Consider the following 12,139-nt stretch of genomic DNA (forward strand, 5'->3'; position numbering starts at 1 on the left):
TCATTTTATCACTTATGGCGTCAGAATTTTATAAAGAATTCATATAATTTCATTATACACTGAATGAGCATTCAGTCAACACGTTTTTGTATAGCTCAAAACTTTTTAAAACATACTAGCATGGAAGGGGAGATGCTATGTGTGGGTATTGATTGTTATTGCCATAATCATTATTTTCTTTTTAATTTATAATCATCAATCTAATTCGAAAACACCCGAACTATTCAAATATCCGATACGAAAATCAGATTTGAAACTTTTCTGGAATGGTAAAGATTTGTTTAACCAGCTCTTTGAGGACATAAGAAAAGCAGAAGAGTTTGTTTGTATTTCTTTTTTTATCGTTAGGGACGATCGTTTCGGTGACGAATTCTTAACATTACTTAAAGAAAAAGCAGATAGTGGTGTGCCTGTTTATCTACTTCTTGACAGAATCGGTTCACGTTCACTAAAAGGCCGAAAAGATGAATTACGTCAAGCAGGTATACATCTAACTTTCAGCAACCGAATTAACCTAATGAAACCGATTGCCTCTATGAATAAAAGAAATCACCGTAAATTAACGGTTATTGATGGAGAAATTGCTTATATCGGTGGTTTTAATGTTGCTGATGAATATGTCAATGAAAGTCCTAAGTTTTCATTATGGAGAGATTACCATCTAAGATTGACTGGAGAGGTTGTGGAGGATGCGCAAAACTTATTTACCCTTGATTGGGAGTTCAGTAGTAAATACCCGATTAAATTAACTCAAAAAGAACATCCCCCAGGAACGGTTAAGTGTCAACTAGTGCCGACTGCCCAAGGGTCACTAGAAGAAAATATGATTAACTTAATTTCACAAGCCAAACAATCAATTTGTATTGGAAGCCCTTATTTTATTCCTAGTAACAAAGTGTTTAACCTATTACTGGATAAGGCTAATCAAGGTGTTCAAATAACCATTCTGTATCCTCATCAGTCAGATCATCCACTTGTTAAAGAGGCATCGATTCCTTATTTAAAAAAGATGCAGGATGTTGGTGCCAATGTTCAGTTATTTACTAACGGATTTTACCATGCAAAAGTCATCATTATTGATGATCATATAGCAGATGTTGGTACGGCCAACTTTGATAGAAGAAGTATCTTTTTAAGTGATGAATTAAATGTACTGATCCACAACCCAGTATTTATTAGAACAATATATTCCATCTATTCGGTTGATTTAAAAGATTCGATACCGTTATATGATCAGTGGATGAATACTCCAAATCGATTGGTGATGTTCTTTAAAAAACAGGTCGCTTATGCTTTTCGTGGGTTATTATAACTTAATTTAGTTGGTGGATGGTGGGTTAAATGCAGGAACTTACTTATTCAAAGATGGTGCGATAATTAGGAGAAGCGTTTTTTATTAATGAATAGTGGAATTTATTCAGGAATGCCCTCTCGCAAATGTCGAATACGCATGAATTAATAATGTATATGGACACTTATTCATGAATGATCAGCATTAAATGATGAATCACACATCTTAATGTGGAATCGCGTCGGTCTTTCGTGGGATGCGTCCGGCTGTTGCGTGGCTGCGTCCGGCTGTCGCGTGGCTGTGTCGGCTGTTGCGTGGCTGCGTCCGACTGTCACGGGGCTGCGTCCGACTGATGCGTGGCTGCGTCCGACTGTCGCGGGGCTGCGTCCGACTGTCGCGGGGCTGCATCCGACTGTCGCGGGGCTGCATCCGACTGTCACGTGGCTGCGTCCGACTGATGCGTGGCTGCGTCCGACTGTCACGGGGCTTCATCCGACTGTTGCGTGGCTGCATCCGACTGATGCGTGGATCCATCCGACGCTCAGTCCTCTCGTCCGACTGTCACGTGGCTGCGTCCGACTGTCGCGGGGCTGCGTCCGACTGTCACAGGGCTGCATCCGACTGTCACGTGGCTGCGTCCGACTGTCACGGGGCTGCATCCGACGCTCAGTCCTCTCATCAGACTGTCGCGTACCTTAATCCGACGTCTAACTCCTCTCAACCGACTGTCATCACTCAGTTCACAATTAGTGACATGAAGTGACAAATCCTTTAATATATATGTAGTAAAAAATGACTAAGGAGAGAGGCTTAAAGGATGGATCACGAACACTCGATGAACAAAGTCTTAATCAATCATTTACCACAGGACCAATCAGAACAATTAAGGCGAACATTAAAAACACTTGAAGATATCCAGTATGCCCTTGATCAATCAAGTATCGTCGCCATCACTAACCCACAAGGTATCATCCAGTACGTTAATGATAAATTTTGCGAGATATCTAAATATGATCGCCATGAACTAATCGGACAAACACATTACATTATCAACTCTGGCTATCACACTAAGGCTTTTTTTAAGAATATGTGGCGCACAATCGGTACGGGTCATGTCTGGCATGGTGAAATTTGTAATCAGGCCAAGGACGGTAGTTTATATTGGGTTAAAACGACTATTGTCCCTTTTTTAGATGACCGTGGCAAACCCGAGCAGTATGTTGCCATTCGAACTGATATTTCTGACCAAAAGAGAAATGAAGAAAAGATTTTTCATATGGCTCATTATGATGAACTAACAGGAGTCGCTAACCGTCGTTTGTTTTATCAAACCTTAGAACTTGCCTTAGAACAGCATAAAAGAACAGGTGACCCTCTTTCTGTTAGCTTTATTGATATGGACCGATTTTCTATAGTCAATGACACGATGGGACATGCTTTTGGAGATCAAGTATTAAAAGCTTTTGCTGCTCGTTTAAAAGAATGGACTTATTACCATGAAGGTACGTTTATTTCACGCTATGGTGGAGATGAGTTTATTCTATTAACTCAAAATCGCTCGGAAGAAGAAGTGCATGAACTTTTGCAAAGTATTCACGAGCTAACCAAAGAACCTTTAAAGATAGAAGGTGAGGAGTGGAAGCCATCCTTAAGCATCGGGGTTGCGATGTACCCTAAGGATGGAGATACCATTGACGGATTGATTCAGTATGCGGATACCGCGATGTATCACGCTAAAAATATTGGTCAAAATTTAATGTTTCATTATCAGGATTTTCATGAGCAGTTATCTCGGGAGATGGAAATTGAGCGCGCGATTGGGGATGGTATTGAGAATGGAGAATTCATGGTTTATTACCAACCTAAGCTTGATGCTTACAGTAACCAAATCCTTGGTACAGAGGCCTTGATGCGCTGGGAACACCCTGAACTTGGCTTTATTTCTCCAGGAGAATTCATTCCAATTGCTGAACATACGAAATGGATTGTGCAATTAGGTATGTGGGTTATTAAACAAGCAATTCTACAAACGAAAAAATGGCATACGGAAGGCTATGAACTATCCCTGTCGGTCAATGTTTCACCTGTTCAATTAGAGCAAAAGTTGTTTATCGAAAAGCTAAGAGACATTCTCACAGATACTGAATTTCCACCCTATCTACTTGAAATTGAGATTACAGAAAATGTTGCGGTCAGTTCGTCCAAGGAAGTTTTACGCCGATTAGAGGGTATTCGTTCCCTCGGAGTCAAAATTGCAGTTGATGATTTTGGTACTGGCTATTCATCTTTAAATTATTTAAGAGAGTTTAAGGCAGATACATTAAAAATTGACAAGTCCTTTATCAGGGATGTTCAAACAGATCATGAAAAGCATTGTTTAGTACCGACTATTATCGATATTGGTCATGCTTTAAATATGAATGTTGTCGCTGAGGGTGTCGAAACGAAAGAACAAGTGGAATATTTAAAGTTTAACGACTGTGACATCCTTCAAGGGTTTTATTATGGCAAACCTGTTCCTCCTGAAGAGTTACCGTTAAGCTGATGTGCTCATTCTAAATTTTCTATTACTAACTTGTTTTAACAGAGCGTGAAAATTAAAATGAGGCTGAGGACACATGCAAAAGCATGGTTGTCTTCAGCCTCATTATTTACATTTGATCAGGTGCATGAACACCTATTAAATCTAATGCATCAGCGATTACTGTTCTAACGGCTTTCATTAACGCAATTCTAGCTTGTGTTAGCTCTATATTCTCTAAATCCAGAACCTTCTCTGCATTGTAGAAACTATGAAGGTCTGACGCTAAGTCGAATACATATTGCGGAATTCGGTGTGGCATTTTCTTCGTTGCCGCTTCTGAAATCACTTGTGGATAGTCTCCCAAGCGCTTCAGAAGATCGACCTCTTTCTCTGCTGTTAATAAAGAAAGATTAACCTCATCTTCAACATGAATTCCTTTCTCCTCAGCCTGCCTTAACATACTACAAATTCTCGCATGCGCATACTGTACATAATATACTGGATTATCATTTGATTCAGATTTTGCTAGGTCCATATCAAAATCTAAATGCGAATCATTTGAACGCATAATGAAGAAATATCGGGTTGCGTCTAAACCTACCTCTTCGATTAACTCTTTCATCGTAACGGCTTTACCTGTACGCTTACTCATCTTTACTTTCTCACCGTTTTCAAATAAGTTAACCATTTGAGCAATTTTAATATCGAGAATGTCTTTAGGATTACCTAAAGCTTGAATGGCTGCTTGCATCCGAGAAACATAACCGTGATGGTCGGCTCCCCAAATATTAATTAATTGATCAAAACCACGGTCAATTTTATTTTGGTGATAGGCAATATCCGGTGTTAAGTAGGTATAAGTACCGTCTTGTTTTACTAAGACACGGTCTTTATCATCACCAAAATCGGTTGAGCGAAACCATACTGCACCATCCGCTTCATAAATATACCCTTTATCCCTAAGTGTTTCTACTGCCTGTTCAACTAGTCCATTTGTGTATAAAGACGTTTCAGAAAACCATGAATCAAATGGAACACGGAAATCTTCTAAATCTTGCTTGATACGATCTAGTAAGTAATCTAAGCCATACTTTCTAAAGGCTTGTAGTCGTTCTTCTTCTTCTTGTTGTAAGAAATGGTCTCCATGTTCTTCCACTAATTGTTTAGCAAGCTCAATAATGTCACGACCTTGATAGCCGTCTTCAGGCATCTCTTTTTCTTCACCTAATACTTCGAAATAACGTGCTTCAATTGATTTAGCTAAATTATCAATTTGGTTACCCGCGTCATTAATGTAATACTCACGCTCGACTTGGTAGCCAGCTTTCTCCATGACATTCGCTAAAGTATCACCATATGCTGCCCCTCTAGCATGTCCTAAATGTAATGTACCAGTTGGATTGGCAGACACGAATTCAATTTGAACACGTTTACCTTCTCCGTTGTTGGACTGCCCATAATCAGAACCTTGATCAAAAATGGTTTCTATAACATCCGTCAAGTATGAAGTATCCATAAAGAAATTAATAAACCCTGGTCCTGCGATTTCAATCTCTTTAACGGATGCAGCTTCTTGATCTATATTCGCGACAATTTCTTCAGCAATTTGTCTTGGGTTCTTTTTCGCAATACGCGCTAACTGCATGGCCATATTTGTTGCGTAATCACCATGAGCTTTGTCTTTAGGGGTTTCTAATACAACTTCTGGCATTTCTTCCGGACTTGCTAATTCTGCTTTTATTACCGCTTGTTCAATACCTTCTTTTAACTGTTTTTCAATCTGCCCTACAATATTCACCTCAAGCATCCTCCTCATGAAACGCTAAATGTAGTATATGTTTTCTTGGTTCATCATCGTTTAATGAAACATCATATTTCAAAAAAATCTTCCCAGAGCGATTCCCTTCTCCCTTAAAATACTCCATTCGATGAGTAGTTGTCTCCATTCGAAATTGACCATAAGGGTGGCGGTAGACACTCTCTGTTTTGGAGCCAATCTTAAATACTTGGTGTAATTTAATTGGTCCTTCTCGTTTTAAGGTCACACGATCGTCGGTGATGATTAGCGTTGTCTGTACAACCCCAACTTCATCCATTTGTTCATTGTATTTAATCAGGTGTAGTTGGCCTTTTCGTGTATATGACCCACTTTCTTGACGATTAATGCTTTCTTTCATCCCGTTTGGGTCTTTAATTTCAGTATCAACGGTTATCTTCACATTCAAACTCTCACTTGACAATACGATTCGTCCTCTCTTTCTTTTAACCGAAACATTCCGTATAACAAATTGTATTATAACGAATCACTAATTGAAAGAGAAGTACTAGTTTACCAATAATTTATTTAGTTTTATTCGCAAAGTTAATTCTAATTATCAGTAACAACCGTAATACCCATCTAAGATTAATAAATAATCGTTTGGGGATGACGTTAATAGCCAAGCTTGGGTGCACCAGAGATTTCACAGTAGACGTTTAAAAAACGTTAACTCATTCCATAATGAAACTAGAAGACGCCAAAAACAGACAGGAGAATTCATAAATGGTTAAGAAATTACTAGTTTTGTCATTATTCATGACTGTCTTCATATTATCATCCATTATTGTCATCTTTACATATACGTTTATTCAAGGTCCACCGACTCACGAGATGGATGAGAATACTATCATCTATGATCAAAATGAAGAGGTTGTGTCCATACAACACGGGGTGGAAAGCCGTTTTTCTGTTAGCTTAGACGAAATATCTCCCCATGTTATTGATGCTTTTGTGGCTGCTGAAGATCAACATTTTTATGACCATTACGGTTTTGACTTGAAACGAATTGCCAGTGCTGCTTATCATAACGTTTTAAACCAAAACATGGGTCAAGGGGCGAGTACTCTTACACAGCAATATGCTAGAAACTTGTTTTTATCCCATTCGAAAACTTGGAGTAGGAAAATTCAAGAAGCTTTGATTGCACTTAGATTAGAAATCTTTTACTCCAAAGATGAAATTTTAGAAGGATATTTAAATACTATCTATTTTGGACATGGTCAGTACGGAATTGAAGCTGCCAGTCGTTTCTATTTCGATAAGTCGGCAGCAGATTTATCTATCGAAGAGGCAGCTTTATTAGCTGGTATTCCTAAAGGCCCTTCTTTATATTCACCAATTAGATCTCATGATCGTGCAATAGAACGCCAACAATGGATTCTTAGCCGAATGAATGATATAGAGAAACTATCAACCGAGGAATATGAAGAAGCACTTGATCAGTCAGTTGACGTTGTGGCAACCGTGGATGCTCAGGATGAAACTGGACAATACTATATGGATTTTGCCTTCAAAGAGGCGTCGAAAATACTTAATATTGACCGTGAACAACTAGAAGCAAAAGGGTATCATATCTACACAACTATTGATCCTGAAGCTCAAGAAGCGTTAGAACATAATGTTCAAGAAAACATGAGTAGTCATGAAGATTTGGAAGTGGGTGCCTTGACACTTGATCATAACACTGGAAAAATTGTTGCCTTACAAGGGGGACGCAACTACCAAGAGAGTACATTTAACCGGGCAGTTCAAGCAGAAAGAATGACTGGTTCAACATTCAAACCTTTCTTATACTATGCTGCTTTAGTTTATGGTTATACACCTTCTACCACACTTGAAAGTTCACCTACTACCTTTACATTAGAAGATGGTACGCCTTATAATCCATCAAACTTTGCACATCGATATGCAGATCGCCCCGTAACATTGGCACAGGCTTTAGCAGTTTCAGATAATATTTTTGCTTTAAAGACTAACATGTTTATTGGTCCTGAGAACCTTGTGGAGTCAGCGCAGCTATTTGGAATCGAAAAAAATCTCAATCCTGTTCCTTCCTTGGCATTAGGAACTGCGTCTGTATCTGTTCATGACATGGCCAAAGCATATGCCTTACTAGGTAATGAAGGTTGGCAGGTAGAGCCTTATGTCATTGAAAGGATTGAAGATTCCGATGGGAAAATTCTATATGAACATGAAAAAAATATGCCTGAACAAATTTTAGATGAAAAGTATGCATTTGTTCTGACTCACCTTTTAACAGGAATGTTTGACGATCGGCTTAGTGGGTATTTACGGGCTACTGGTGGCTCAATTAGTCATCAGCTTAACCATGAATACGCTGGAAAATCCGGAACGACTGATTATGACGGGTGGATGATTGGTTATAGTCCACATTATACAACGGCCGTCTGGACTGGGTACGATGACCATCGCAAAATTGAAAGTAGTCAAGAGTTCCAAGTTGCTAAGCATATCTGGGCCGATTACATGGAGGAAATACACTCAGAGTTACCGGCAGAACCATTTAATGTCCCACCAGGGGTTACATCAAAACAAATTGATCCAACAACAGGGTTGTTAGAAGGGCCTGGATGTGAGGGTGAGACTAGACTGATGTATTACATTAACGGGACTGAGCCAGAGCGGACCTGTGATGAGGAGTAATGAACACCACCACATTTAGTATAGATCCGAATACAACACATATTTAAAAAAAGAAGGGTTAGACCTATATATATTATAGGCTAACCCTTCTTTTTGTCCTAATAAACATGCATTAAAAACCCCATGTTTACTTATTATTTTACAAAGGAATCACTAAAAGTACAATCATAACATGAATTGTTCACAATTCAGTCATAATTAAGCGAGAATTTCTTTTAATTCGTCACCAGCTAATTCCCAATATTCTTCATTAAAGTCTTTTAAAAATTCGCGGAGAAGATTTTTAGAATGTTCATCCATATGATCCAGCACAATACGTCCTTTTAATGACTTATCCATACGGTTAACATGCTCAGCTAAGATCTTATAGCCACGTCTAGCTTCCCGATCCACTTCCAAGTAGCTAGCTGCAACACCGTGGTAATACGGACCTTCCTCCCCACGCTCTACTGTGACCCAGACAATCCAGTAAGGTTTGCCATTAGGTACTTCTTCTTTATCAGAGACGAATTTAATCCGTTTTTCCACTTCACTTCGTGCATGCATAGCTCCCATATCTACCCAAACCTTATCTTCATTTGGGTCAACAATCAACGGGGACATATTTTCTAGACTGATCGCTCCACCACCTGAATAACCAGGGTGACCGTCTATTGGGTCGTCTTTCATAATTGTAAATTGATTACTTTTCTTACCTTGTTGATCATCAAATGACTTCATGAACATCCTCCTTTAAGTCATCACTATCAATATTGTGACATATTTAATATTTCTTTAAAAGTAATGCCTATGTCTATCTAAAATAATCCACTGAAGAAATTAAGGATGCTTTTAAAGAAGTTTGCAATGGACGTCAATAAACCGCCACCTTCGTCAATTTCAAAGTTTGATTGTAAATAGTTGATCACTTCATCCGTGTATTCCAATTCCTGCACCGAATCTTTATTAAAGAAATCCCACAGCTCCCCAACCGCTTGTTCATCTAACTGATTCGACCACTGTTCTCTTTCGGATTCATTATCGGTAAATACAGCATCCAGTGTAAATAGAACATAATGTAAATCAATGTATTCATAGTCATCTTGAACTAAATACCAGTTATCCTCTACTGCAATTCGATAATCCATTAGCTCATCCGCCACAACAGCACCTGGAGCTAACAAAATTAACAATAATCCTACTATTAGACTTCTACCAATCCATCGCATAGACTAACTCCTTACTGATTAGATCTGTTAATAATATTTATTTGCTGATCATCAATAGGTCGTAACCCCACTGTCAGAGGCAACCTACCGATCATGAAAAGACAAACAGACATAACAAGACTATTATAATCTATTCCATATCATATATGAATTTGTTTCATGAGCAAATTCATATGCTTACCAAAAGAAAAAAGCCACCCTCACCTAGTTGAGAGTAGCTCATTTCCTATCCAACCATTTTAGTCACACCATAAGCTAAAATGACCCAACCTATCAAGAAAGCGACACCACCTAGTGGCGTGATCATTGCAAACGTCTTCGCACCTGTCAGAGAATAGACATAGAGACTTCCTGAGAATAAGATGATACCGATTAGAAATACCCACGCAGATGTTTGAAAAGTGGTCACTTCTGATACCACTAATAAAATGGCTGCGATGAAGATAGCCGTCGTATGAAACATCTGATATTGAACAGCTTTTTCCCATGTTTGCATCATTTTTTCAGTAAGTTTAGATTCTAAGCCATGGGCACCAAATGCGCCTAACGCAACGGTGATGAACCCACTGATGGCTCCGATCATTAGGATCAATTTCATCATTCAATTCTCTCCTTATAGTGGTCCTATTAAGTGTTCGTTGTTAAAAATCAAAGATTGAATCGCCATTAGCATCATCTTCTTCTAAGATGTTTGGTTCTGTCGATGGTTTCTTGGGTACCTTTATCCCCATCATTCTTGCTTCGACATCAGTTATGTCGGTTGTAGGTGGAGTATTGGCGACCTGTTTGTTTAGGTTCTGATCACTTTGCTTTTCTTCTGTAGCCAAAATTAAGTCTGCAAGAGAACGAATTGCATAGACTTTAGCTTTCACTTCTGCTTCATTGGATGAAGCATCTAGAGCCTGTAATTCTTCTTTCATTTTGGCGATTATCGCTTGATGTGAAACGGACATTACTGATCACCTATTTCTCTAAATACTACCAGCATTATAACATAGACAACTATTTTTTAAATAATACCAAACAGCGATCCGACTAATATGACTACCATAATTACAGGAATAATATAACGAATAAGTAGATACCATGCTGATTGTAAAAATGGTGTTTCTAGTTCACTATTTTTAATCGCTTGCTCCTTCGTCAGATAATAACCAACAAATAAAACCATTAATAGTCCACCAAGTGGAAGAATGATATTGGCTGTCAGGTTATCCATCATATCCATTATATTGTTGCCACCTAATTGTACGCCACCCCATATTCCAAAACCTAAAGATGCTGCAACTCCTAACACAAACACAATTGAGCCGATAATTAATGTAGCAGCCTTTCTTGTGAAGCCAAGTGTGCGGTGGAAGTAAGCAACAGGTAGTTCCAATAACGATATGGCTGATGAGAATGCAGCCATGGTTAATAAAATAAAGAAAACAATACCGACAACATTACCTGCTGGCATACTCGCAAAAATACTTGGAAGTGTGATAAACACAAGTGGTGGGCCTGAACTAGGATCGACATCAAAACTAAAGACTGCTGTAAAGATCATCACACCAGCAATCACGGCAAACACCGTATCCATAATACCGATTCCTACTGTCGCTGCAGGTAAACGATCTTTTTCTTTCAAGTAACTACTATAAGTCAGCATCCCACAAATCCCAATACTCAAGGAGAAGAATGCCTGCCCCATCGCCATAAAGTAAATCGATGGGTTGGTTAATTGTGACCAATCTGGAGTGAATAAAAATGCTAATCCATCTTTTGCTCCCTCTAAAGTTAGACCGTAAACAGCTAATAAGATCATTAACACGGCTAATGCTGGCATGAAAACATTATTAGCACGCTCAATCCCTTTTTTGATCCCTTGCATCACAATCAATATCGTCGCAACTAAAAATAACCCTTGCCAGAATAAAGGAGCGATCGGACTGGCAATCCAACTATCAAAGGCAGCCCCAAAACCTCCATCTGGTTCAGTCCAGTAAGCACCTGTTAAATAACGATATAAATAAAATAATGACCAACCGGATACTACGGTATAGAAACTTAAGATTAAAATTCCTCCGACTACACCCATTAAGCCGGTTAAGTGCCATTTTGTGTTTGGAGCTAATTTTTTAAAAGAGCCCACGGCATCCATTTTACCTGCCTTACCAATACTAAACTCAGTTAAAAGTAACGGAATTCCAATTAAAAGAGTAAAAAATAAATATATGAGTAAGAACGTTGCTCCGCCATTTTCACCAGCGACATATGAAAAGCGCCAAATGTTACCTAATCCCACGGCTGACCCCATCGCGGCCAACATAAATCCGAAACGTGTCTTCCATTGATCGTGGCCAATGCCACCTGTTTGATTCATGATGTTCACCTCTAAACTTTTATTATTTACTTACCTTATCACATGAAACTGTTTTCACAGAAGCCATAATGATATATTCTCATATTTTAACACTAAAAACCTTTTATGTGTCAACGCTTTTATGCATAAAAGTTTATAATCCAAAAAATAACACTGCTTAATAGCAGTGTGAGTTTAATCTCTCTACCTTCTTACCTTCTTATTCTGTTTTTGCTTTTCGAACATCCATGTTACAAACTCCCGCTCTTTCTCGCATAGATCTCTCCCC

The 12,139-nt window shown here is 38.7% G+C and carries 10 protein-coding genes; 3 read left to right on the top strand and 7 right to left on the bottom strand.

Going from position 1 to position 12,139, the window contains the following annotated elements; genetic code table 11:
* The first annotated feature begins 139 nt into the window (after positions 1 to 139).
* Together HWQ49_RS10855 and HWQ49_RS10860 are read left to right on the top strand one after the other, a co-directional pair.
* A complete protein-coding gene (locus HWQ49_RS10855) occupies positions 140 to 1,312 on the top strand; it encodes a phospholipase D-like domain-containing protein (RefSeq protein ID WP_188207643.1) in 1,173 nt (390 codons plus the stop codon).
* A 796-nt stretch (positions 1,313 to 2,108) separates the two neighbouring features.
* Entirely contained in the window at positions 2,109 to 3,836 is a 1,728-nt protein-coding gene (locus HWQ49_RS10860; RefSeq protein ID WP_188207644.1) for a putative bifunctional diguanylate cyclase/phosphodiesterase, read from the top strand.
* A gap of 106 nt (positions 3,837 to 3,942) precedes the next feature.
* On the opposite strand, the gene argS is transcribed toward HWQ49_RS10860, so the two are convergent.
* Both argS and HWQ49_RS10870 read right to left on the bottom strand, forming a co-directional pair.
* The gene (argS, locus tag HWQ49_RS10865) at positions 3,943 to 5,613 is read right to left on the bottom strand and encodes an arginine--tRNA ligase (RefSeq protein ID WP_188207645.1); all 1,671 of its coding nucleotides are present in this window, start codon (positions 5,611 to 5,613) and stop codon (positions 3,943 to 3,945) included.
* 1 nt (position 5,614) lies between these two features.
* Positions 5,615 to 6,055: a DUF1934 domain-containing protein gene (locus HWQ49_RS10870; RefSeq protein ID WP_188207646.1), complete on the bottom strand. Its 441-nt coding sequence runs from the start codon at positions 6,053 to 6,055 to the stop codon at positions 5,615 to 5,617.
* Between the two features lie 302 nt (positions 6,056 to 6,357).
* Here HWQ49_RS10870 and HWQ49_RS10875 point away from each other — a divergent pair, with 302 nt between their 5' ends.
* Positions 6,358 to 8,298: a transglycosylase domain-containing protein gene (locus HWQ49_RS10875; RefSeq protein ID WP_188207647.1), complete on the top strand. Its 1,941-nt coding sequence runs from the start codon at positions 6,358 to 6,360 to the stop codon at positions 8,296 to 8,298.
* A gap of 198 nt (positions 8,299 to 8,496) precedes the next feature.
* Here the strand turns inward: HWQ49_RS10875 and HWQ49_RS10880 are convergent, their stop codons facing one another.
* The 5 genes from HWQ49_RS10880 to HWQ49_RS10900 form a co-directional block, all read right to left on the bottom strand.
* Positions 8,497 to 9,018: a YwhD family protein gene (locus HWQ49_RS10880; RefSeq protein ID WP_188207648.1), complete on the bottom strand. Its 522-nt coding sequence runs from the start codon at positions 9,016 to 9,018 to the stop codon at positions 8,497 to 8,499.
* 77 nt (positions 9,019 to 9,095) lie between these two features.
* Entirely contained in the window at positions 9,096 to 9,506 is a 411-nt protein-coding gene (locus tag HWQ49_RS10885) for a hypothetical protein (RefSeq protein ID WP_188207649.1), read from the bottom strand.
* A gap of 226 nt (positions 9,507 to 9,732) precedes the next feature.
* Positions 9,733 to 10,104: a DUF423 domain-containing protein gene (locus HWQ49_RS10890; protein ID WP_188207675.1), complete on the bottom strand. Its 372-nt coding sequence runs from the start codon at positions 10,102 to 10,104 to the stop codon at positions 9,733 to 9,735.
* Between the two features lie 43 nt (positions 10,105 to 10,147).
* Positions 10,148 to 10,459 (bottom strand): YwdI family protein, encoded by a 312-nt coding sequence (locus HWQ49_RS10895; RefSeq protein ID WP_188207650.1) that lies wholly within the window; start codon positions 10,457 to 10,459, stop codon positions 10,148 to 10,150.
* 56 nt (positions 10,460 to 10,515) lie between these two features.
* Positions 10,516 to 11,871, bottom strand: coding sequence for a sodium-dependent transporter (locus tag HWQ49_RS10900; protein ID WP_223155134.1), 1,356 nt, complete (start codon positions 11,869 to 11,871; stop codon positions 10,516 to 10,518).
* Positions 11,872 to 12,139: the final 268 nt, after the last annotated feature.

The organism is Alkalibacillus aidingensis (assembly GCF_014595945.1).
GTDB lineage: Bacteria > Bacillota > Bacilli > Bacillales > Alkalibacillaceae > Alkalibacillus > Alkalibacillus aidingensis.